General features: G+C 48.3%; 17 protein-coding genes and 1 pseudogene. 3 read left to right on the plus strand and 15 right to left on the minus strand.

Annotated elements, in window-relative coordinates; genetic code table 11:
• Positions 1–360: 360 nt before the first annotated feature.
• The 7 genes and pseudogenes from H6A28_RS09120 to tssD (H6A28_RS09145) all read right to left on the minus strand — a co-directional run bounded on the left by H6A28_RS09120 (position 361) and on the right by tssD (H6A28_RS09145) (position 9,408).
• Complete coding sequence (locus H6A28_RS09120) at positions 361–1,002, minus strand: Imm43 family immunity protein (protein ID WP_204428976.1); 642 nt, start codon at positions 1,000–1,002, stop codon at positions 361–363.
• A gap of 17 nt (positions 1,003–1,019) precedes the next feature.
• On the minus strand, positions 1,020–1,457 hold the full coding sequence (locus H6A28_RS15400) for an AHH domain-containing protein (protein ID WP_343212085.1): 438 nt from the start codon (positions 1,455–1,457) through the stop codon (positions 1,020–1,022).
• Positions 1,431–5,492, minus strand: a pseudogene (locus H6A28_RS09125) (DUF6531 domain-containing protein); the annotation flags it as partial. The gene H6A28_RS15400 and the pseudogene H6A28_RS09125, both read right to left, overlap by 27 nt.
• Before the next feature lie 12 nt (positions 5,493–5,504).
• Positions 5,505–5,789 (minus strand): immunity 17 family protein, encoded by a 285-nt coding sequence (locus H6A28_RS09130; RefSeq protein WP_204430872.1) that lies wholly within the window; start codon positions 5,787–5,789, stop codon positions 5,505–5,507.
• A complete protein-coding gene (locus tag H6A28_RS09135) occupies positions 5,740–7,131 on the minus strand; it encodes a hypothetical protein (RefSeq protein ID WP_204430870.1) in 1,392 nt (463 codons plus the stop codon). Before H6A28_RS09135 ends, H6A28_RS09130 begins: the two co-directional genes overlap by 50 nt.
• Positions 7,132–7,134: 3 nt before the next feature.
• On the minus strand, positions 7,135–8,898 hold the full coding sequence (locus tag H6A28_RS09140; protein WP_204430867.1) for a type VI secretion system Vgr family protein: 1,764 nt from the start codon (positions 8,896–8,898) through the stop codon (positions 7,135–7,137).
• 111 nt (positions 8,899–9,009) lie between these two features.
• On the minus strand, positions 9,010–9,408 hold the full coding sequence (tssD, locus tag H6A28_RS09145; protein WP_204430865.1) for a type VI secretion system tube protein TssD: 399 nt from the start codon (positions 9,406–9,408) through the stop codon (positions 9,010–9,012).
• Between the two features lie 484 nt (positions 9,409–9,892).
• Between tssD (H6A28_RS09145) and H6A28_RS09150 the strand changes: the two genes are divergently transcribed.
• Genes H6A28_RS09150 through H6A28_RS09160 form a run of 3 tightly spaced genes read left to right on the plus strand, consistent with a single transcriptional unit; the run spans position 9,893 to position 11,171 of the window.
• Positions 9,893–10,306: a hypothetical protein gene (locus H6A28_RS09150; RefSeq protein ID WP_204479918.1), complete on the plus strand. Its 414-nt coding sequence runs from the start codon at positions 9,893–9,895 to the stop codon at positions 10,304–10,306.
• Positions 10,307–10,318: 12 nt separating this feature from the next.
• Positions 10,319–10,927, plus strand: a complete 609-nt coding sequence (locus tag H6A28_RS09155; RefSeq protein ID WP_204430863.1) for a hypothetical protein — start codon at positions 10,319–10,321, stop codon at positions 10,925–10,927.
• Positions 10,928–10,949: 22 nt separating this feature from the next.
• The gene (locus H6A28_RS09160) at positions 10,950–11,171 is read left to right on the plus strand and encodes a hypothetical protein (RefSeq protein WP_204430862.1); all 222 of its coding nucleotides are present in this window, start codon (positions 10,950–10,952) and stop codon (positions 11,169–11,171) included.
• A 111-nt stretch (positions 11,172–11,282) separates the two neighbouring features.
• Here H6A28_RS09160 and H6A28_RS09165 read toward each other — a convergent pair whose 3' ends face one another.
• The 8 genes from H6A28_RS09165 to H6A28_RS09200 form a co-directional block, all read right to left on the minus strand.
• Complete coding sequence (locus H6A28_RS09165) at positions 11,283–11,957, minus strand: hypothetical protein (RefSeq protein WP_204430861.1); 675 nt, start codon at positions 11,955–11,957, stop codon at positions 11,283–11,285.
• Between the two features lie 97 nt (positions 11,958–12,054).
• Positions 12,055–14,667, minus strand: coding sequence for a hypothetical protein (locus tag H6A28_RS09170; protein ID WP_204430860.1), 2,613 nt, complete (start codon positions 14,665–14,667; stop codon positions 12,055–12,057).
• Positions 14,668–14,738: 71 nt separating this feature from the next.
• Positions 14,739–15,419 (minus strand): hypothetical protein, encoded by a 681-nt coding sequence (locus H6A28_RS09175; protein ID WP_204430859.1) that lies wholly within the window; start codon positions 15,417–15,419, stop codon positions 14,739–14,741.
• Between the two features lie 479 nt (positions 15,420–15,898).
• On the minus strand, positions 15,899–16,420 hold the full coding sequence (locus H6A28_RS09180; RefSeq protein WP_204430857.1) for a hypothetical protein: 522 nt from the start codon (positions 16,418–16,420) through the stop codon (positions 15,899–15,901).
• 147 nt (positions 16,421–16,567) lie between these two features.
• The gene (locus H6A28_RS09185; RefSeq protein WP_204430855.1) at positions 16,568–17,461 is read right to left on the minus strand and encodes an immunity 22 family protein; all 894 of its coding nucleotides are present in this window, start codon (positions 17,459–17,461) and stop codon (positions 16,568–16,570) included.
• A 5-nt stretch (positions 17,462–17,466) separates the two neighbouring features.
• Positions 17,467–21,903 (minus strand): DUF6531 domain-containing protein, encoded by a 4,437-nt coding sequence (locus H6A28_RS09190; protein ID WP_204479919.1) that lies wholly within the window; start codon positions 21,901–21,903, stop codon positions 17,467–17,469.
• A 21-nt stretch (positions 21,904–21,924) separates the two neighbouring features.
• Positions 21,925–22,302, minus strand: coding sequence for a type VI secretion system tube protein TssD (gene tssD, locus H6A28_RS09195; RefSeq protein WP_204430105.1), 378 nt, complete (start codon positions 22,300–22,302; stop codon positions 21,925–21,927).
• Between the two features lie 268 nt (positions 22,303–22,570).
• Positions 22,571–23,359, minus strand: coding sequence for a DUF5457 domain-containing protein (locus H6A28_RS09200; RefSeq protein ID WP_204441043.1), 789 nt, complete (start codon positions 23,357–23,359; stop codon positions 22,571–22,573).
• Positions 23,360–23,362 lie beyond the last annotated feature (3 nt).

Consider the following 23,362-nt stretch of genomic DNA (forward strand, 5'->3'; position numbering starts at 1 on the left):
TCATAGATTTGTTATTACTGATAAACTCAAATCTGTCATTAGAAAATTTTACTTTCTTATTACATGCAATATATCCTGCTTTTAGACGAAAATTAAGTAATATGATATAAAATTGAATTGCGATAAGATTATCATCTTACACTTTGCTTGCAAAAATCTCTGATGAGCGATTAGAGATAGAGTCTCTGTTTGGAGATTCTCGTTTTTATATAAATAACTGCATCGAATTCACTATAATGTATTATAATCAAGGGAATCTCTATATATTTGGGCTTAATTTAGGATAAGCATTCTGTATATATTGAGTTAATGACTGTCCACTTTATAAGTATCCGACATTGGTGGCATGAAATAGACAAGTTATATTATAAATTCGTTATTCCAAACATCTGGATACTTTTTTAGACAATGAATTTCAGGTTTATATAAATTATACTCTATCCATCTTTTTGATTCTTCTGTTAAAATTAATCCAAAACTATAACAGAACTCTTTTACTACAAATATGTTTTTTGATATATTTTTGTCTATTAGACACATATCAGGGTACAGCATATATTCATTCATTAAATGTTCTTGAATTACTGCGGTTCCTTTATGGAAATCAAATAAATTATCATTAAATTCACATATTCTAAAAACATAATATTTTCGTTTAGATTCAAGTCTTTTAGTGTTAAAAATCCTAAGTTCGCTTATTTCAGATTGCCTCCCTATTTGTTGATATAAATATGAATAAAACTTTTCTGATACTGCCATCATGTGATTTCCTAAATAAAACCAATCAAATAAAGGTTCTGTTTTTGATGTTTTAATATATAGAAAAAGTTCTTTTGGAAGTTTATGTTCTTCTTTTTTGGGAAAACCATCATAGTTTAGGTTCATCCAATCAGCTAAAATTGGTTTCCACCCACGTTGAGAATATTGGTCTGATAAAGCATATCCTTCAATTTTGGGAATGCCTATAGGTCTATCTATTGTATAATACCAAATATAGTTCATAACTAGATTTTTTATATTTATTGTCTATATCCTACACGCTTTGCACTTCCATCTTTGGAATCAGAATTTAACTTTTTTCTTAGAAGATCCTGAAGTTTTAAAATTTGTTTTTTAGCAATAATTTGGGCTTTTGATTCTTCCATACCCTTAAATTTTATGTTGTTCTCATATTCTTGTTGTATTTTAGCTATAGATATATCTACAGCATTGCTATATACATCATGTCTACCTACATGGTAATAAGCTTTCCCATTTGCTATGGCTCCTTTTTCAGAATTATACATATGTAATCCATTAGATGCACTATCCATTTGTCCAGCTAGTCCTATAGAATTTAAGAAAGCTTCGTTTTTCTTCCATATTTTCTCTGGAATAAGATGATGTGCTTGCATTCCTTTTCTTGAACCGCCTAAAGCTTTGTTTAAATCAGTAGAATTGAGTCCTAGGATATCTATCCAAGTATTTGTATTATAAACATACGCATAGATATTTGTAATACCACCATTCAGTCCGATTGGATCCTGTGATATGTACATCCCCATCTGTGGCGAGTAATACCTGAATCGGTTGTACGCCATCCCCGTTTCCCTGTCATAATACTGCCCCTGGAAGAGGAACGGCACCATTCCCACGTTTCCGGTCTCCTCGACGACCTCGCCGTTCATGTCCAGCACCCTGCTCCACACCTCGTTGCCATCCGCGTCATACGCCTGCGTGGGCGTGCCCAGGTGGTCGGTGACGATGGAACAGGCCCTGCCTTCCCTGATCATGGCCGCCGGCACGAAGGACTCCTCCTCGAAGAGCCAGAGCGTGCGTTCCCGGCGTTTCCCGTCAACCAGCCACGCATCCTGTTCCCGCGAGTAGACCCGCTTCTGCCTCCACTGGTGCAGCGGCACGTTCCCGTTCCACATCCAGCGCGTCACGGTCGTCCCGAAGCTCTTCGAGAGCCTTCTTCCCAGCGCGTCGTATTCGAACGCCACTTCCTTCCCGTCTGGCCGTATGACCTTCGCCAGCGAGCCGTCGGCGTTCCAGCGGTACCTCCAGTGCTCCTTCTTTCCGTCCAGCCATCTTCCCGTGCCGATGTAGCGTTCCGTCAGGTTTCCGTCCTTGTCATACTCGCAGTGCCACTTTCCGTCCTGTTCCATGGCCCCGCCCTTCAGGAAGCGCCTTACCGTGCAGTCGGGGTCTGGATACAGGTTTCCCACGCTGTCGCTCTTCCTCCACTGTTCCGTCCCGTCCCCGTACCCGGCATGTTCCAGCTGCCCGTTCGGGGCGTACCCGTAGCGTGCCGTCCCGTACCTGCTGTCCTCGGTTGCGAGCAGGCGGTCCGCCTTGCCCCAGCGGTAGCGGCGCAGGTGGCGTGTCCGCGCGTCCTTCCTCGTGCGCGCGTCCACCAGGCGGCCGATGTCGTCATACCCGAAGCTGCGCATCACGCCTCCGGGAAGCAGGCGTTCCACCTCGAAGCCCAGCGTGTCGTAGCGGTGCTGTGACTTCCACGGCATTTCACCGCTCCCGATGCCGTCCCCGGCCCGGAACTCCGCCAGTTCCCCGAACCCGTTGCGTATGTATTCCAGGTTGGCCCCGAGCGTGCTTTGCAGGGACAGTATACGTACGGTCTTGTCGTAGGTGCGTGTGATGGTCTCCCCGTCAGCCGTTTCCGTCACCGGCAGTCCCAGCGCGTTGTAGGCGAACTCCACGCGGCTTTCGCCCCTTGCGGCTTCCGCGAGCCTTCCGGAGATGCCGTNGCGGTAGGTCTGGTCGGGCTCGTCCGTGGTGACATAGGACACCCTCGTGACCCTCGACGCGTTGTCGTACCCGTATTCCCGCACGATGCCGCTCGGCAGCGTCTCGCTTGCCACGCGCCCGGCGCGGTCGCGCAGGTACGTCCTGCGCCCCCTGTCGAAGCCGGTCTCGGCTATGACGTTCCCGGCCGCGTCGAGCTCGAACTCGTAGCGCTGCATGCGTTCGTTGACGACATGCACGAGCCTTTCCTCCCGGTCGTAGCGGAAGGCCACCACGCCGCGGCTGTCCCTGCGGTGCGTCAGCTTCCACATGCCCGAGTAGGCGTACTCCACCGTCTGCAGGTCGTCGCGGTATTCCAGCAGGTTGTCTATCCCGTCGTATTTCAGTCGTATATGGTTCCCGTCGAAGTCGTCCACCTCCGTCACGCGCCCGGCATCGTCGTAGCGCCGTTCCTGCACGGCGCCCTTCGGGTTGGTGACCCGCGTGCAGCGGCCGAGCAGGTCGTAGCGGTAGCCCGACGCGTTGCCGCGGCTGTCGGATGCCCCCGTCAGGTTGTGCATGGCGTCGTAGGAGAGGCGGGTGACCACGCCGTAGGGGTCCGTGACGCTTTCGGCCAGGCCGCCGGCGTAGCGTATCCGGGTCTTCGCGCCTTCCGGGTTCGTGCGTTCCGTCAGGTTGCCCTTCGCGTCGTAGGCGAACGTCCAGGTGCCGCCGTCGGCGGTGGTCACGGACACGGGCCGGTTGCGCAGCCCGCCCTTCCGGAAGAACGCCGCCGAGACGCTCCCCCCGTCCGGACCGGACATGTCCGTGCAGTTCCCCCAGCGGTCGTAGCGGTAGCGCGTGGCCCCTCCGGCGGCGTCCGTCTCGCGCAGCAGGCGGCGGTGCACGCTGTACTTCCAGCGGTATTCCTCCCCCGTGGGGCCGGTCTTCCGGCAGACGAGCCCGTTCTTGTGGCGGTACACCGTCAGGCGGTCGTGGCTGTCCAGCACCTCGGTAACCCCGTCCAGGTATTTCAGCTTGTGGTCGTAGATGCCCCCGTCCCCCCAGGTGTGCACGCAGCGTGCGCCGGGTTCCGTGCCGTCGTACTCGAAGAACCAATTGAGCCCGTTGCGCCAGGTCTCCTTCACGATCAGGCGCCCGGCGTACCCGTAGCGCATGGCGTCGCCAACGGCGTTGCGCTGGCAGACGAGGTTCCCGTCCGCGTCGTATTCGTAGGAGGCGAGCATAATCTCCTCCCCCGCGTTTTCGGGGTGCGGTCCCCTGATCTCAGTGATGCGTCCGCTCTCCGGGTCGCACTCCACGCTCAGGTGCCGGCCCGCGCTGTCGGTGATGCCCTGCAGCCGCCCCTTCCCGTCATAGGCGAGGCGTATGGCGAAGCCGTTGGCGTCCGAGACGCTCTCCAGCAGCCGGACGGAGTCGTATTCCTTCTGTGTGAACCGGTAGTAGAGGTCCTCGTCCAGGTCCCAGACGCAGTACCCGTCCTTCTCCCGGCGTGCCTCCTTGCGTTCGGAGGGCAGGAACGAGGGCTTCTCTTCTGTCGGCAGGGGGAAGGCCACGGGGATGCCGTCGGCCATGCGCAGGGTGAGTGTGCCGTCCCCGGCCACGACGCCCATGTCGTAGGCGTGGTGCCACCCGTTTCCCAGCGGACCCCGGTATTCGCTGCGGCTGTACCAGGTGCGTTCCCACGAGAGGGGCACCGGGCCGTCCAGCCAGAAGTCCTCCTCGTCGGTGAAGAAGGTCCCGCTGGCCACGTCCACGGGGTGTCCCGTGACGGTGCAGATGGTCTTGTGGAGCATCCCTTTCAGGGAGTCGCTCTTTATCTTCCTGTTGACCGCGTCGTGCAGGCGCATGGCGGCCTTCTCCGTCTTCTTCTTGTAGAGCCTTCCGAACGCCCCCATGCACTTCCGCGAGACGGCAGCCATGGGGTTCAGCGGCACGGGCACGGGGCTGGTGAGGACGGGCCTGGCCGGAGGTATGGGGTTGATGACCCCCGTGGGGAGGAACCGTCCGGGCACCTTGTGCACGCTCGCCATGCCCAGGTCGTTGCAGTCCAGGTGCAGGTGGGCGCCTCCCCCCGACAGGGGGAGCCCGTCGGCCAGCACGGTCAGGCTGCCCATGAAGGCGTGCCCGTTGTCCTTGGGTATCGGGAGCGAGTTGGCGGCGAAGCCCGCGCCCATGGGCACGTGCGGGATGCTCCGCGTGGGGGTCGAGGCCACGGCGCGGGGTATGAAGCTCCCGATCTTGACGGTCGCCCCGAGCATGCCCACGGCCATCGTCAGGGCGGTGTGACCCACCTCGGCGAGCTTCGCGGAGTCAGCGTCCCCTCCCTCCGGGGCCGGGCCGGGCGGGGGGATGTACGAGCAGACGGCCGCCGTGAGGAAGTCCTGAGGGCAGAGAAGCACCCCCATGTAGGGGTGAGGCATGGGAACGCTCGTGGCGGGGGGCATGTTCACCAGGTGGATGTCCACCCCGATGACCGGGTCGAGCTGCTTGGAGACCGGAAGGCAAGCCTGCCCCTTCAGGCCCAGGGAAGCCAGAACGGGAACGGCGGCCGCCTCGCACACCCCGTCGGCAAGCCCGCCCAGAGCGGCCGCGGCCTTCAGGCCCGTGTCGAGCGCGTTTACCGACGGGGAAACCCCCGCCTCCGAGTTCTCGGAAACGCCCGACACAACGCCCGACACCTGCGCGCCCACTGTCGACTCGAGCTGCGCGCTCACCTGGTCAAAGTAACTCCCCTCGCTGGACATAAGCGGTTGCTTTTAAGTTTTGAAATAAAGAAAGAGACACAAAATAATGGCCAAAAGCACAATGACTCCTAACCAGAAACGAAAAGTGGCAGGTCCCAACAAGTCCAGCCAGAAATTGCCTCCCCAGCTTCCGGGACGGGCGTATGTCCACTTCCACCCTGCTATCAGCCCTATCAGCCAGATAAGCAACAGGGCTGTCGCTATCAGATAGCCTGATTGGGGATTCGTCTGGATATGTTCCGTTCCTTTAGTGAACAGTTGTTCCAGATCTGTCCATATTTTGTTCAGCCAGTTCATCATATTTGCCCAATTTCCGTTTATATTCATATAAATAATCCATCCAGTCTTCCCCCAGTATCGGGTTCAATACTGTGTCCAGTTCTTCGTCCGAAATCTTTTCTGCGCGTTTCGTATTGTTCAGCAGGGCAAGCAGGAGCAAAGGATACGAGGAAATCTTTATCATCTCTGCCGGCAGCTTGTCTGCCAGCCGGAAACCTTCAATGTAGCACTCTGAAGCGAGTGTTTCCTCATGCTTCTTTTCCCAGCACCAGCCGCACATCCGGAGGGCTTCTGCCTGCATCAGGTAGTCGTTGCAGGCGGCATAGGTGTCCGCTCCCTCCCGGTAAACATGGGCTGCATCTTCCCATTGGGACTGTCTGGCAAGGACGCTTCCTTTTCCCAACAAGGAATTGCCCAGCAGACGGTACGCCAACGACGGGTCAAGCTTGCCTATGCCCAAACGGGCGGATTCTATGGCTTTGTCGGAAAAGTACAAGGCTGTTTTCATGTCATGTCGCCTGATGCTGTCCGTGTATAGAATGGTATATACGGTGACGAATTGGCTCAGCCAGTTGATGTCTTTCTTGACATTGGCAAGTGCCATGTCCAGACATTCTTTGGTGTATTTGTCCGTTTCGGCGGCATCTCCCTTCTTGACGCTGTTCATCAGCCTTATCAAGGCCAGCCTGAATTTGGAGAGGGCCGGATCGCTTCGGTCTTCATTGGCTGCCTGTTCAGCCAGTTGTTCCATTGCACCGTCCATATCTATCGGCGGATAGATGGATTTGACGTCATTCGGCAATTGGCTCTCCAGTTCTTTGAAATGTTCGTTCCCTTTTACGTCTGCCAGCCCCCATACCATTTGCTTGTGGAAAGGAAGTGAGATGGCCTGTCGGAACCATTCCTGACACGAGTTGTAATCTTGCGTGCCGTCTATGTCAAAAATGAAACTGCATTTGATGTCTGTACCGCCGACAATAGCTTCTGTCAGCCGGTTGAGATTGCCGACTAACAACGAGGCTGGGTTTTCCGTGTCGGCAAGGCTGGAGTCTGGCTGCCAGTCCACGTGTTCAAAAATGATATCTTCCGGTTTCTTGGAATTATTCCAGTATTCGATTTGTGTAGCCACATAGTCAAGCGTTTCCTTTGAGAATGTGCCTGATGACGTAAACGGACACTCGATGACAAGCACCATGTCTTCCTCTTCATTGTCTATGGCAAGCATATACTGGTAAAAGGCCTTGAGCATGGTCTCGTCTCCGGGATTGATGACGATGCGTATCATCTTGACGGGATTCGCTACAGCTTCCTCCCACATGCTGAGCATGTCTTCTGCTATCTGTTGTATGGCGTTGCTCATGGTTTAGTTCAGTTTAATGATGGCACCTGCAACGGCGGTTGTTCCCGAAGAGTCAAGCGTGGCGGTGGTATTGCCCGAAACGATGGCTGAGTTCGAGGCGGTAGCGGCTACATCGGTTGCTGTTATGTTGTAACCGTTGTCTGCCGTGCTGTCTATGGCGGCCGCCTTTTGCGAAAGGTTGTTTTGGGCGGTTTCCGAGATACTGTTCGTTGCATTAGAAGTAATGTTCCCTTCGCTGTCTAAGGTGACAGTGGTCTCTCCGACACACAGCTTGATGCTTTGGGAGGCAGAAATAGTAATGTTGCCTTCTCCGTCGGCGGTATAACTGTTGCCGCCCTTGTCTTTCATGGTGACGCTTCCTTTCTCATCGTCAATGGTGATGGTGCATCCGCTTCGGGTGGTCAGGCTCTTTGTCTTGTTTCCACTATCGCCGCCTTTTCCTGTTTTTCCATTAAATAGGCTTCCCATGACGAAAGGACGGTTCGGGTCATCATAGCGGAAACCGACAAGCACCAGGTCATCTTTTTCCGGTATGAATACAAATCCCCGGTTGGTCGAGACTTGGTCGCTCTTGCCGGCGTCCGGGGCTAATACCCGTATCCAGGAAGTTTTCATGTTGCCCGTCTGCCAGTTCATCTTGACCTGCACGCGCCCCTGTCCGTCCGGGTCTTCATTTTCTACTACGACAGCCTGTTGGGTCTGGGCTACAGGCAGCGGCACATCCGGAGCGGGTAGGCACAGCACGGAAGAGCTGAGGGCGGAAAAACTGTTCCGGTAACTGTTGCCAGAATAGGCAATATGGGTTATTTCCGTTATCAGATAAGACCCTAAGTTCTTTTCTATCGCTTGGGATTGGAAGACTTGAATGGCGGTCTTGACAGAAACGACACTTCCCAACCCCAGGCCGACATAGTCGGTTTCACAACTGAGGTAATGTGAAGAAGCACTGTCGCTCTGTTGTTTCCGTTGGAGATAATTGTTGAGTTCGCTTTGGCTGGCCACACGCATTTCTGCATATTGCGTGGCGGATGTCTTGAAAATGCCCATGGAAGACTCAAAGGCGGATTGGCCTAACGGGCCCAAGCCGTTCGGAGCGTTCGGACTGGCACCGTTACTGGGGGAAGCGGATTTGGAATTGTAGGATTGTCCCTCCAAAGGACGTGCCAATGTCTGGACGCAGATGTCCATATCGGTAATCTCCCGGTCATACGTCAGCGGGATGGCAGCCGGCAATTCGTTTTTCCCGAATATCAGTTGGCGCCCGTCGTAATAAAACCATTCCCGGTATTGCCGTGCCAAACGGCGCAAAAAATCAAAGTTGCTTTCCCGATATTGGCACTCATATTCGATAGAGGCCTTGTATTCAGGCTTGGCAATCACAGGTACGCCCGCCTTTTTGCAGACTTCCTCCACGATTTCGGCAAGCGTCTTGTTCAGCCACGAGGCGCAGGTGAGGTCTGATTCGAGCAGGAATGTTGTGGAATAACCGCTGACCACTATGCTGCCGTGGTTGCCGCTGGTGCGGTGAAGGGCGACGTGGGTGACGATTCCGAGGAAAGGAGTGTCGCCGAACTTCATTTCCACATTCTTTCCCAACCATCCTTTGGTACGGTCAAGCGAATGGGTATCATACAATTCACCGGCTTCTATATCAAGCGTCAGCTCAAAATAGTGGTGGTCGTTGATCGGCTGTTTGAGCACAAGTTGTTGGAATGAGGGCAATTCAACTCCCGCAATAGTCACTGTTATCTTCTTCTGTTCAGCCATGGCAGTATTCTTTTTCAATGTTTAAAAAAACTTGCCGTCTGAGACAATGCGGATATGTCCCGGACGGCAAGCTCAGAATATCCGAACATTCATTGGCTTTCGGAACCGGCATCAGTTCTTCGGCCAACGGTTGTCCAATGCGGCGTTGCCTACGGTTATCTGCTCAGCAGAGAAAGTCAGGGCAATCTGCATCGGCACTTCGTTGTTCACGTCAAGCACTTCCTTGTAGTGGACAATGTAGGCATTCTTGAATTCGATTTCCTTCATCGTGGCGTCCTCTTCGATTTTCTTGTACACAATCTTGCCTTCCACCTGTTTGAACTGGCTGTTCAGCATGGCTTCAACGGTGGTCGTGTCATCAGTCGATTCGATGACAACGGATACACGTCCGCCCTGAATGTTGGACGAAGGCTTGCCTTTGGAGTCAGTGTTGCGGCTGAACTCATACTCGGAGTGCAATACGTCGTACTCTTTACCTTGAAATTCCAATGTTGCTCTAAATGAACTCATAATTGATAAATTTAGTAATGAAACAATAAAGTTGGTACTCTCGCAGGCTTTCCTTTCTGAATCCGAACCCGGGTTTAGGGAAACAAAAAAGAGAAAACCTCAAAAATGACCTTTTGAAATTTCCTCCTGTCTTCCGGGCGATTCAGTTTTATTTGTGGGAGAAAGAGAAGAAAAATAAAACATCATCTTTGTCGATTGCAAATATAAGCAACCGAGTAGAGAAAACCAAATAAAAGTCTGTATTTGTTCCTTCGGTTAACTTCTTTTATACTTTGCACATCCTATGCAGGTGGGAATTCGAGCGGATTTCCGCTGTCGGATGTGGTTATGCATCTTTTTGTAGGTGATCAAATGGCAAGTGGAGGATGCAGGTAAGTGCCTGCCCAAACTGTCTTAATGACAGACTATTGCAGTTTTTGTCTGTTCAGTTTTGCCATTCCCGATTTTAACCTTATATTTGCAAAATAAATAGATTTGATAAGAAATGCTTTATAAAATAGGATACATAATATCTTGGTCTTTAGGACTCTTGTACGCGACTTTCCCCAAGTTGTTTACAGGAGAAATGAGCTTTGACTTCGGCAATTCATTATCGAAGTCTGTGGATGATTATTTGTTTCCGCTCGTGATGGCATTGATTTTGTTTCTCGTGGATACGATATATGGTTTCCTGAAGGAAATGATGGTCAATCAATACTCACATGTGGTGGGAGTATTCATCATGTTGGTGTTGTTTTTGCTTGCGTTTGTGTTATCCCTGAAGAACGGAGATCCCGATATATCCCGCATCTGTTTTATTGCTTCATGGATATGCCTTTCTGTCATGAAGTTCTTTAAAACCGAATGTTATAGGGTAAAGGATGTCGCAAGGCAAGGGAAAGAAGTCAGTTCTAATTAAAATGCGAAGCTTATGACAAGCAGTTTTATGACAGTAGTTTTGATAATCTTGGCTATCCAGATTGCAATGCTGTGCTCTTTTATACGGGTAGAGATTGTGGCCAAGGCGGGCAAGGTGACGAAATTTCATTGGAAATACAAGATTCTGACCGGGAAGCGGCCTAAAAGCATTGTGTGTGGAGGTAAACCGGTTGATGTGTCTGGGTACAAAGCACTGTATGTGTATGGCAATTCAATGAAAGACTACGATATCCATAACGGACAGGAAGTGTTTGTGAAGGAATTGGATGAGAGGGCAAAAGAGGATATAAGGGATTTCCCTGTACTTGCCTTTCATATTTATAATACTTTATGCCAGAGTCCTTATAAACTACGGAAATTCGTAAGCTACATTGACCTCAGTCATGTCGATTGGAATGAAATTTACAGAGAATTTCACCGGCGGATTCGAGTACCTAAAGCGCAATTTATAGAAGAATGCGAGAAAAAACAAGATAAAGAGAGACAGAATGAGGTGCCACGCTATATCTTGTCCGAAACTTACGATGAGGATTCAGGGACTTATCATTATTCTCTTCATCCGGTGGGTTCATTGTATGGCATAGTCAAATACGTAATATAAAATAAAAAAGGAGGTACAACCGATGAATGGGATTATATCGGATTTGCATTATTTGATAGGCGATAAGGAAGTGGAATTTGATGATATTTTCAATCAGTTGCAGCCGCATTATCCCGATTTAACCAAAGAGGACTTTCTTTATATTGCTGCACAAGCTAATCTGCTGTGTCCGCAAGTGAACAATAGACCATTAAAATTGAAACGAAAGAAGATTGTTCCTCTTCCACCAGATCAACATTTTTAAGGCAAGCCCAAAGCAAAATCAGCCAACAGATTTGCAGTGAATCTGTTGGCTGATTTTGCTTTGGGGAGATTTTTCACACAACTATATGAATACTTTTCTATTCAAATAATCCTATATTCCTGAACTGCGGCACCATGAAGTATATTTAATGATAACAATAGATAGAATCAGTAACAACAACCAAACAAATAAGGATATGAAACCGGCTAACGGACAACCTTCACAATTCCCAAGTAGCGTATATAATTGTTTGGAAAACGAAAAGCAGATGGATTGAATTAGATAAATAACCCCCCAAACAATCATGGATATTTGGCCGATGGCAATGTTTATTCTTGACACGGAAAACTTTCCGGCATTGGTAGTAAACAAGTTCGCATCCAATGGCACAGGTCTGGGAAGGCTGCCATGCACCAGTTCTGCATCGTCCATGTCCCTTGCCACTATTTTTGTGCTATAAGTTATGTCACGTTCGATATTATACAATGCTTTCTCATATTTTTCATACCAGGCCTTGGAACCTTTTCCCATCATAATCCACAAGGTAGAAAGGATAATGCCCAAAAATGCAACGCACAAACCGGCTACATTAAGGATGCAAAAAGGGATAATTTTTTTATCATCGGCAACATATTCGCAGATTTTCAACAGCAGGCTTCCATAACCTGTAAAGCACATGACTAAGAATGCGGTCAGAAAAATCGACCGTTGCCATAAATGGGATAACTCAAAGTCGCGGCACTTCCATAAGGAGGCATAGATATCTTTTGAGGTAATTTGTTCCATATCGATTTTATTTTGCATATAGCCTTAATCCGTTCAGAAGAAATTATTTATATCGAATAGGACTTAATTGTTATTTTCATTTGCAATGAATACATTATCAGTTAGCACTATTTGAATTGATTTTTAAATCTATATCATGTTTAATCTTTTGATTGTTTCGCTGGCTTATGCTTATTTCTTGCATTTCATGACTTATTTGTTCAATTCTATCAGCGTTCTCTTTCGTTTCGTTTTGAAGTTCTAATATTTTTTTCTCAGACTTCTCCAACTGTAATTTTTGCACATTGATTATCGAATCCTGCTTTCGTTCTTCCTCCCGTAAAAAAGCACTGTTAGAGGATGAAAATAAAAATGATATTCCAAATATGATGGTCCAAATGAATAGAATTAGTCCAAGGTGTTTGAAAAAAGAGATAAATTTATTATTCTTTGATTTATAAGTAGTTAAGCACTCATTATCCTGATTGTTTATATTACTTTCAAGTCTTTTTTCAAATGCATTGGGAAGGTGTTTAATAAGTACAGCGAAAAGAATAAGACTCCCCGTAAAAGTACCAGCAAAACAGACATATTCAATAATATTATCTGCTAACTTTCCCATATTAATACTTATTGTCACAAATGCAAGAAATGCTGCCAGCACGCCAAGAATCGTCGTCGTGGATTCTAAATGTTTCTGAGAGGCATTTTGTATAGCTATATCTGTAGTATGGGATAACTCTTTCATCTTTTCATTGATGTTACTGGTTACTTCCTTCGACCTATTATCTAATTTTGCTAAGTGTGCTTGAACAATTCCTCTAATTAATGAATCATATCTTTGCTCATATTGATACAAGTAATCTGTATGCTTTTCTGTATATATAGTATATAATCCTTTCAGGTATTGAAGATTAATAGGAGTACAGTATGCAGATGTAAAGAAAAATCTATGTCTAAATTCTTTTTTGTTATAATTTGTTATTCTTCCTTTTTCTAATTCACCACATGCGTTAACAGAGTTACCTTTTGGGGATAACTCGTAAAAACTGTGAGTAAAATAAGGCCGATATAGCTTGGGGATATTTGAGCTATATCTTATGATATAACGATTTAATTCTATTAGAATCTTTTTTAATAAGGATATTAACTCAAACATACGTTTGATATCACCTTCATTTTGTTGGGAACAATCTTTTTGTAATAATGCCTTGATTTCCGTTGAAACAAGCTCTAAGGTTTGACGAAAGAATGACGGGGTTAGATTCTTTTTGTCATTTTTTGAATCCCAGAAGCTTATTATGCTGTCAGCTACTTTTGATTTTGTTCTTTTATTATCATGGATATCTTGAATGACAGAAGACTGTTCACAATAGCTGGAAATACCAACCATAATGGCCTTATCATACAATTCCAAATCTCTAAAATAACCGTCAAATTTAATTTGCCGAGTCAGTTCCTTCGCATCTAATTTTTTATTCTGAAAATCAACTCTCTTTTTTATAAAAAAATTCAGTTGAAATGATTCTTTCGAAGAAATGCTGTATTCTTTAAGTTTTTTAATTAGCCCACTTTTACCATCCTGATAGTTTATTATATAATCATAATTTACTTCTATCAATCCTTTGGTTTTGTTTTCATGATACTCATTATTAATCATTCGGTCCAACAATGAAGCTGTTTTAATCAAGGCAATTTTGATAACTTCTTTGGATAAATCTACCTGTGTTTGGGGCAAAATCCATTGAGAGTTTTCTAAACAGACAAATGCATGAAATAATTTCTTAACCGATTCTTCATTAGAAATGTAGCAATGGTCAATGAGCGTAATGTTTATAATTGACTTTAATAAATTTTCAAATACAAGCGCCTCTTTCTCTCCACATAATTGAGGAACGTTTTTAAAACTCCTCCGATATCTTTCCTCGCTATCAGGATCAATATTGATTAAATTGAATGGGGCGTCTTGACTGATAAATCTTTTGATGCGACTGCATGCTTCTTGCAGAAGCCATGAAGTTTTTAATATTGATTTCAATATATAAAGCTCACCATTTCTTCCTTCCTCATAATCAGATTCCTTTATTTTCGAGAAAAAAAGATCGTCTATCTTTTGGAGCGAAGAACTGTATTCATCAAAAATCAGATATTCAGCATTCAATATAGATTTCCCGATATGCCCAAACAGTTGCGTACAGATTCTATTGGTAAATCTTTTAAGATTTTTATTTTCATCAGCTAGACTTAGAGAAAGCTTTACTAATTCTACTATGGCATTGGGAAATGTGCTGATTTTCTCCTTCGAAGCAAGAAGAATAGATTCAAATTCAGCATCTGACAAATCACTTATTTGGAGCTGTCTGTATCCTTCTTTTTCATGTACTTTTTTTATAAATAATAGAGCTTTAACAATATTAGTTGTTGAGGATGAGGAATGCAAAGATGCTGGAGTGATAGCTTTTACTTCTGCTTCAATTTCATCAATGCTTATGCTGATTTGTTCATCAGCTTCCCCTTCGCGTGATATATTTATGGCATTATTATTAAATTTACAATATAAATCAGTATCAGTAGGTAGGGAAAGCATGGTCAAAAAGACATTAAAATCTTCTTCTGTTTTGACCTGATGATGCTGGAGAAAACAGACTATCAATTCTCCATATATGGATAAATCGTATGTGGCCAATTTTTCATATATTGAAATGGCAGCTCCTATATGTGATGACTTCATATCTGATTTCAAATAATAAAAAAAGGTTATCCTTCTGTGAAGGATAACCCTATGATAAAATATAAATATAATTATCCTAATAGTTCATCGAAGCAATGACGTTCATACTTTAATTCTTCAATGTTATCTAATTGGATGCAAGTGTCGTTTTTGTTAATATATTTATTCCATAATGGTAATTCATGAGTCATTTGTATTAATAATTCCTTATCCTCAAAAGGAAAAGTTTTTTTATTTCGCAAATGTTCTATGCTTTTATCTACCATTTTTGCATATAGCATCAAATTGGTCTCGTCAGTTTCTTTATTATTCTTAGGGTCTTGTAGTTGTTCATTCAAAATTTCTACTCGATATATATCAGATTTGTTGTATGCATTCTCATCAACATCTGGATAGTTGAATTTAAAATGTTCCTGATATTTGTCAGATAATTTTAGTTCGCTGTCAAATGTATAACGTAAAAGAATACCACGATTGTGATAAACAGAATCTTCAACAGGACCATTTTCCATTGCAATGTATCTATCAAAAATTCCAAACAGAGAGTCTTGTCTTTTTTGAGTATCCTCATGGACACTACTTAAACAAATAAAATACAATAATTTCATTAATCTTTTTCCCGACAGAGTAGCCAATATTTCATTTATTTGAGCACGTGTCAATTCATTGTATCGTTTTTGCCAGTCTATTTGAGCTTGCCAATCAACAATCTTTCCTACAATATAATCAAATAACAGTAATTTTCTTCTCAATTTGCACATATCTATCTATCATAAAAGGTTTGCTAAAAACAATGCGAAATTCTCCTGCCTCTCCTTTGTAGGGAGAGGCAGAAACAAGCAGCAAGCCTTTCCAATAATCCTTTCTGCTCAACAGCAATATTTTTCCTTTTCAAAAGCATACATTCAACAGAATCGCCAACTTATGAAAATCATCTGCTGGATAAGGCATATAGTTCAAAATAATCACCATGCAGTTAAATTTTGGCGACTCATAGTAAGCAATCTTATATTTCGGGCTGCAAAGATAATTATTTTTTCTGTATTATGCTAATTTTCAGATATTTTTCTGTTTCTTGTTATAATTCTTGTGTTACTACTTAGGTTTTATATCTAAATATAGTGCCAGATCTCTATAGATTGCTCTTTCTTTATGTCGATTTTTGAAGGTCTAACTATCAACATAAGCGTCTTGTTTACCGTAACAAATATCATTTTGTTATATGACAAAATCATATAATGACTGCCAGTATTTTCAGACTGCATGAAAGTTTATCCGTTGTTCTCCAGTATAGGGAGCGAATTGGCGACAAATATAGTTTCATCGGCACGTGGGGTATGCTGTGTATGGGTGTGGAAGCCATGGTTTTCAGAATGAATCCTCCGAGCTTAACGGTGGCGCACAGCATGCCCACGGCCATCGTCAGTGCCGTGTGACCTATCTCTACCAGTTTTGCAGGATCCGCGTCGCCGATCTCTTTCTTTTCTTCATGGATGGGGTATGAGGATATGGCCGCGGCCATGAAGTTCTCTGGTTTCATCAGGAAGCCGACATGCAGACGTGGCATGGGTACGCTCGTAGCTGGCGGAATGTTCTCTAGATGTGTGTCCACCCCGATGATCGGGTCGAACTGTTTGGATATGGGCAGGCTGGTCTGTCTCTTCATCCCCAGCAATCTGAGCACGGGCAGTACGACCGTCTCGCTCAGGCCGTCGGCAAGTCCACCGATAACGGCTGCCGCCTTGATGCCCATGTTGAGGGCGTTGACGGACGGTGACACGCCAGTGTCGGAGTTCGCCTTGATGCCTTCCGAGATACCCTTAACTGCGCACCTATGCCGGTCTTAAGGTTCGCATTCACGCTGTCGAAATATCCTGTGTCCGCCATAATAGATTTAATTCTATTCTGCTATATATGTTTCTAAATAGTTGATTCCATTGTAGCTCCTTAGTTCATTTACATATTTTTTAGGAGTTTCATAGGAATCATAATTTTTCTTTTTGATGAAAATTCTTTGATTCTTTTTTTTATCTTTAAATCCATTTGGAATATAGCAAAATATGCAATTCGCAGGCTTTATATCATATTCTTTGATATCAATTTCTATTGACCAGTCAGGGATAAGTTTATTATCTATCATTTTTCTTACCATCTTGAATGGATCTTCTAGATGATCTATAATTGTTACTTTTAAAAATTCAGGATAGTAATACTTAATGTCAATATCTTTGCAGAATTGGCATCGGTGTTCTGGATTTGGACGTTTCTTAGTCTGACAAGAATTATAAGCCTCCAACTCTTTCATATATATATCTTGATTGAAATATTCCATAAATTCTTCTCGGCTCTTTTCAGTTTTACCTATCCATATCATGTATTCAAGACCGGCTAATGAACCTACGGTACCTTCAATATTTTGTTCAAACTTATAAGAGCCAAGATAATTCATGGATACAGTTCTTTTCGCTTTTTGAGGAGAAATACCACAAGAACAATTGTAACATATTACAGCATTACACTGTGATATTCCTGCTTTTTCAATGGCTTCATGTATTTTAGAAGTTTCAGCAGGTATTAAATTTAATAATTCATTCATTCCATTGGAAGCATATTTCATAATGAGGAAATCCTCGTCATAGCTCATTATTCCTAATTCCTTACAGAATTGACAGCAAAGTTCTTTGTTGTCTTCGTCATATTTTTTCCACCAATTATAAAATGCTGATTGATCCATATATTTTTCGAAATCAACTTCTGAATTAAATTGACCAACCCAAATCATTATTTTATTCATAAAACTTATTTTTTATTAGAATATCCTACTACATGTTTATTATGCAGTCTTTCAATTTCATTTTGAGCTTGCTGTTTTGATTTTGCATTAGTTATTGCATTAGCAAGCATTTGATGAAAAATAGAACTGGCAGAAGAACGATGGTGAAATCCTTTATTTCTACCAATTCTAATCTGCATATTTTTTGTTGGAATAACCATCTTCTTAAGTTCTAATGCTGTAAACTCAAGTTCTTTTAACTTTGGAGCAAGATGAACAGGAAACATCTCGTGCATTCCACCTCCGCCTCTCAAGTGAGCTTTTACAGCATCAATATTTGCTTCTATATCTGATACTGTAGCTTTATCCCACCAATCATTAAATGCTTTATTACCACGCCCCCATGGAGCAAGTCCCAATATGTCAATCCATGCATTAGTCTCATCAACATACCCATACAGATTGAGTATTCCTCCAGCCAGTCCGATTGGATCCTGCGAGATATACATCCCCATTTGCGGCGAGTAATACCTGAAGCGGTTGTACGCCAGCCCCGTCTCCCGGTCATAATACTGCCCCTGGAAGAGGAACGGTATCATTCCGACATTTCCGGTCTCCTCGACGACCTCCCCGTTCATGTCCAGCGTCCTGCTCCACACCTCGTTGCCCTCCGCGTCATACGCCTGCGTGGGCGTGCCCAGGTGGTCGGTGACGATGGACCAGGCCCTGCCTTCCTTTATCATGGCCGCGGGTACGAAGGACTCCTCCTCGAAGAGCCAGAGCGTGCGTTCCCTGCGTTCTTCTTCCGTCAGCCACGCATCCTCCTTCTGCGAATAGCTTCGTTTCTGCCTCCACTGGTGCAGGGGCACGTTCCCGTTCCACATCCAGCGCGTCACGGCCGTCCCGCAGCTCTTCGAGAGCCTCCTTCCCAGCGCGTCGTATTCGAACGCCACTTCCTTCCCGTCTGGCCGTATGACCTTCGCCAGCGAGCCGTCGGCGTTCCAGCGGTACCTCCAGTGCTCCTTCTTTCCGTCCAGCCATCTTCCCGTACCGATGTATCGTTCCGTCAGGTTTCCGTCCTTGTCATACTCGCAGTGCCATTTCCCGTCCTGTTCCATGGCCCCGCCCTTCAGGAAGCGCCTTACCGTGCAGTCGGGGTCTGGATACAGGTTTCCCAGGCTGTCGCTCTTCCTCCACTGTTCCGTCCCGTCCCCGTACCCGGCATGCTCCAACTGTCCGTTCGGGGTGTACCCGTACCGTGTCGTCCCGTACCTGCTGTCCTCGGTTGCGAGCAGGCGGTCCGCCTTGCCCCAGCGGTAGCGGCGCAGGTGGCGTGTCCGCGCGTCCTTCCTCGTGCGCGCGTCCACCAGGCGGCCGATGTCGTCATACCCGAAGCTGCGCATCACGCCTCCGGGAAGCAGGCGTTCCACCTCGAAGCCCAGCGTGTCGTAGCGGTGCTGTGACTTCCACGGCATTTCACCGCTCCCGATGCCGTCCCCGGCCCGGAACTCCGCCAGTTCCCCGAACCCGTTGCGTATGTATTCCAGGTTGGCCCCGAGCGTGCTTTGCAGGGACAGTATCCGTCCGGTCTTGTCGTAGGTGCGTGTGATGGTTTCCCCGTCAGCCGTTTCCGTCACCGGCAGTCCCAGCGCGTTGTAGGCGAACTCCACGCGGCTTTCCCCCCGTACGGCTTCCGCGAGCCTTCCGGAGATGCCGTAGCGGTAGGTCTGGTCGGGCTCGTCCGTGGTGACATAGGACACCCTCGTGACCCTCGACGCGTTGTCGTACCCGTATTCCCGCACGATGCCGCTCGGCAGCGTCTCGCTTGCCACGCGCCCGGCGCGGTCGCGCAGGTACGTCCTGCGCCCCCTGTCGAAGCCGGTCTCGGCTATGACGTTCCCGGCCGCGTCGAGCTCGAACTCGTAGCGCTGCATGCGTTCGTTGACGACATGCACGAGCCTTTCCTCCCGGTCGTAGCGGAAGGCCACCACGCCGCGGCTGTCCCTGCGGTGCGTCAGCTTCCACATGCCCGAGTAGGCGTACTCCACCGTCTGCAGGTCGTCGCGGTATTCCAGCAGGTTGTCTATCCCGTCGTATTTCAGTCGTATATGGTTCCCGTCGAAGTCGTCCACCTCCGTCACGCGCCCGGCATCGTCGTAGCGCCGTTCCTGCACGGCGCCCTTCGGGTTGGTGACCCGCGTGCAGCGGCCGAGCAGGTCGTAGCGGTAGCCCGACGCGTTGCCGCGGCTGTCGGATGCCCCCGTCAGGTTGTGCATGGCGTCGTAGGAGAGGCGGGTGACCACGCCGTAGGGGTCCGTGACGCTTTCGGCCAGGCCGCCGGCGTAGCGTATCCGGGTCTTCGCGCCTTCCGGGTTCGTGCGTTCCGTCAGGTTGCCCTTCGCGTCGTAGGCGAACGTCCAGGTGCCGCCGTCGGCGGTGGTCACGGACACGGGCCGGTTGCGCAGCCCGCCCTTCCGGAAGAACGCCGCCGAGACGCTCCCCCCGTCCGGACCGGACATGTCCGTGCAGTTCCCCCAGCGGTCGTAGCGGTAGCGCGTGGCCCCTCCGGCGGCGTCCGTCTCGCGCAGCAGGCGGCGGTGCACGCTGTACTTCCAGCGGTATTCCTCCCCCGTGGGGCCGGTCTTCCGGCAGACGAGCCCGTTCTTGTGGCGGTACACCGTCAGGCGGTCGTGGCTGTCCAGCACCTCGGTAACCCCGTCCAGGTATTTCAGCTTGTGGTCGTAGATGCCCCCGTCCCCCCAGGTGTGCACGCAGCGTGCGCCGGGTTCCGTGCCGTCGTACTCGAAGAACCAATTGAGCCCGTTGCGCCAGGTCTCCTTCACGATCAGGCGCCCGGCGTACCCGTAGCGCATGGCGTCGCCAACGGCGTTGCGCTGGCAGACGAGGTTCCCGTCCGCGTCGTATTCGTAGGAGGCGAGCATAATCTCCTCCCCCGCGTTTTCGGGGTGCGGTCCCCTGATCTCAGTGATGCGTCCGCTCTCCGGGTCGCACTCCACGCTCAGGTGCCGGCCCGCGCTGTCGGTGATGCCCTGCAGCCGCCCCTTCCCGTCATAGGCGAGGCGTATGGCGAAGCCGTTGGCGTCCGAGACGCTCTCCAGCAGCCGGACGGAGTCGTATTCCTTCTGTGTGAACCGGTAGTAGAGGTCCTCGTCCAGGTCCCAGACGCAGTACCCGTCCTTCTCCCGGCGTGCCTCCTTGCGTTCGGAGGGCAGGAACGAGGGCTTCTCTTCTGTCGGCAGGGGGAAGGCCACGGGGATGCCGTCGGCCATGCGCAGGGTGAGTGTGCCGTCCCCGGCCACGACGCCCATGTCGTAGGCGTGGTGCCACCCGTTTCCCAGCGGACCCCGGTATTCGCTGCGGCTGTACCAGGTGCGTTCCCACGAGAGGGGCACCGGGCCGTCCAGCCAGAAGTCCTCCTCGTCGGTGAAGAAGGTCCCGCTGGCCACGTCCACGGGGTGTCCCGTGACGGTGCAGATGGTCTTGTGGAGCATCCCTTTCAGGGAGTCGCTCTTTATCTTCCTGTTGACCGCGTCGTGCAGGCGCATGGCGGCCTTCTCCGTCTTCTTCTTGTAGAGCCTTCCGAACGCCCCCATGCACTTCCGCGAGACGGCAGCCATGGGGTTCAGCGGCACGGGCACGGGGCTGGTGAGGACGGGCCTGGCCGGAGGTATGGGGTTGATGACCCCCGTGGGGAGGAACCGTCCGGGCACCTTGTGCACGCTCGCCATGCCCAGGTCGTTGCAGTCCAGGTGCAGGTGGGCGCCTCCCCCCGACAGGGGGAGCCCGTCGGCCAGCACGGTCAGGCTGCCCATGAAGGCGTGCCCGTTGTCCTTGGGTATCGGGAGCGAGTTGGCGGCGAAGCCCGCGCCCATGGGCACGTGCGGGATGCTCCGCGTGGGGGTCGAGGCCACGGCGCGGGGTATGAAGCTCCCGATCTTGACGGTGGCGCCCAGCATGCCCACGGCCATGGTCAGGGCGGCGTGCCCCGCCCCGGCGAGCTTCGCGGCGTCCGCGTCCCCTCCCTCGGACGCCGGGCCGGGCGGGGGGATGTACGAGCAGACGGCCGCCGTGAGGAAGTCCTGCGGGCAGAGCAGCACGCCCATGTAGGGGTGCGGCATGGGCACGCTTGTGGCGGGCGGGATGTTCACCAGGTGTATGTCCACCCCGATGACCGGGTCGAGCTGCTTGGAAACGGGCAGGCACGCCTGTCCCTTCAGTCCCAGGGACGCCAGCACGGGCACGGCGGCGGCCTCGCACACGCCGTCTGCCAGCCCGCCCAGCGCGGCGGCGGCCTTCAGGCCCGTGTCGAGGGCGTTCACCGACGGGGAGACGCCCGCCTCGGCGTTTTCGGAAACGCCCGACACCACGCCCGACACCTGCGCGCCCACCGTCGATTCGAGCTGAGCGCTCACCTGGTCGAAGTAACTCGTTTCTGTGGACATAATAAGGGATTTTATGGGTAACTATTGGTCTATGTTTGATTCCGTTTCTCCTTTATCAATGGATTCTGCTGAGAAGGTGATGGAGATTCCCTTCGGAAGCTTTTCATCGGCTTCAACGGTATGATAATTGGTTATATAAGCTTTCTTGAAAACGAACTTTTCCATCTTTTCCCTTTCATCCGTTAGTTTGTAAAGGATCTTGCCTTCCATCGGACGGAACTGTGCGGTCAGTATGATTTCTATAAGAGCCACCTTCTCATTGGGTTCAATGACGACCTGAATGGTTCCTGCTGTAGAAGTTGGATCCTTAGAATCAGTCGGGTGTTTGGGCTCATGCTTCAAGTATAATACGTTGAATTCTGAACCTATAAATTCTAATATGCCTCCAGATGAACTCATAATATTAATCTTAAGTTAAAACAACAAATGAAACTTCTCTTTCTTGCGCTGGATATGTTGGAATCCCCATTGAAACAAAAAAGAGAAAACTTCAAAATGACTGTTTTGAAATTCCCTCTTGTTTACTCACCGATCTGGTTTATTTATGGGAGAAAGAGAAGGAAAATAAAACGTCATCTCGGCTAATCGCAAATATAGGGAATTGAATTCATAAATCCAATTCCCGGTTTTTATTTTTGCTCTATTTAACATATCAGGCGCACAATTTTTAATTGCGCCGACCATACCAGGCTATTAGGAGCGAGCTGGTCACAAGTGCGGCTGCTCCCAATATCCACAGGTAGATATGTATCTGTCTTTGATACTGTTCAATGGCACAAGCTTGCTGTTCATTGTATTTCATCAATGAGTTTATCTGTTCTTGTTGGACACGTAACTGGGCTAAAATTTCTTGGTTAATGCCTTGCTGTTCATTCAATGAACGGGATAAGTTCTTGAAATTTTGGTTTAAGGTGTATTCTTCTTGTATATATCCCATTCCTCGTACATGTAGGCTGGATAGTGTTATGCTGTCTGCTTCTTGGGTGATTTGTAGTTGTGGAACAGAATGGATATTTTCGTCTTTGGCATAATGATTGAAAAGCAAAATGCCTATAAGGATTCCGCTTAACAGGAAAGCGATAAGTGCGATGATAACGAAAAACAGGTTGTTCCTGCTGTGCGATGTTCGCAGAGAAGGGGCATGTTCCGCCTGTTGCGAAGTATTCGCATATTTTGTTTCCGGTTGCCGGGAAACTGGATGATCTGTTTCTGTTTTTTTTCGCTCGGACATTTCTATAAATTCTCGTTTGCTGATCTGGTATTTTTCGGCTTGACAAATGACAACATCGTTCTTCACCAGCCAGTCCAACGCTTCGCGCACGCTGCGTTCGCTGACTTTGATATTCTTGATGTTCCAATATACTTCCGAACATGTTACCCAAAGGGGCTTTTGGAGGCTTTTCTGATACAATATCTCCATTATTTCTTCTTGCAATTGTTCTTTTGTTGGTTCCATATT

Source organism: Bacteroides mediterraneensis (assembly GCF_016900355.1).
In the GTDB taxonomy this organism is placed as follows: domain Bacteria; phylum Bacteroidota; class Bacteroidia; order Bacteroidales; family Bacteroidaceae; genus Phocaeicola.

Coding starts and splice junctions, on each gene's coding strand:
- H6A28_RS09190 (WP_204479919.1), bottom strand. CDS start 21,903: ATGTCCACAGAAACGAGTTACTTCGACCAGGTGAGCGCTCAGCTCGAA.
- H6A28_RS09160 (WP_204430862.1), top strand. CDS start 10,950: ATGAATGGGATTATATCGGATTTGCATTATTTGATAGGCGATAAGGAA.
- H6A28_RS09120 (WP_204428976.1), bottom strand. CDS start 1,002: ATGAACTATATTTGGTATTATACAATAGATAGACCTATAGGCATTCCC.
- H6A28_RS09185 (WP_204430855.1), bottom strand. CDS start 17,461: ATGAATAAAATAATGATTTGGGTTGGTCAATTTAATTCAGAAGTTGAT.
- H6A28_RS09170 (WP_204430860.1), bottom strand. CDS start 14,667: ATGAAGTCATCACATATAGGAGCTGCCATTTCAATATATGAAAAATTG.
- H6A28_RS09130 (WP_204430872.1), bottom strand. CDS start 5,789: ATGAACTGGCTGAACAAAATATGGACAGATCTGGAACAACTGTTCACT.
- H6A28_RS09140 (WP_204430867.1), bottom strand. CDS start 8,898: ATGGCTGAACAGAAGAAGATAACAGTGACTATTGCGGGAGTTGAATTG.
- H6A28_RS09155 (WP_204430863.1), top strand. CDS start 10,319: ATGACAAGCAGTTTTATGACAGTAGTTTTGATAATCTTGGCTATCCAG.
- H6A28_RS09180 (WP_204430857.1), bottom strand. CDS start 16,420: ATGGGCATCAAGGCGGCAGCCGTTATCGGTGGACTTGCCGACGGCCTG.
- H6A28_RS09135 (WP_204430870.1), bottom strand. CDS start 7,131: ATGAGCAACGCCATACAACAGATAGCAGAAGACATGCTCAGCATGTGG.
- tssD (WP_204430865.1), bottom strand. CDS start 9,408: ATGAGTTCATTTAGAGCAACATTGGAATTTCAAGGTAAAGAGTACGAC.
- H6A28_RS09165 (WP_204430861.1), bottom strand. CDS start 11,957: ATGGAACAAATTACCTCAAAAGATATCTATGCCTCCTTATGGAAGTGC.
- H6A28_RS09150 (WP_204479918.1), top strand. CDS start 9,893: ATGCTTTATAAAATAGGATACATAATATCTTGGTCTTTAGGACTCTTG.
- H6A28_RS09200 (WP_204441043.1), bottom strand. CDS start 23,359: ATGGAACCAACAAAAGAACAATTGCAAGAAGAAATAATGGAGATATTG.
- tssD (WP_204430105.1), bottom strand. CDS start 22,302: ATGAGTTCATCTGGAGGCATATTAGAATTTATAGGTTCAGAATTCAAC.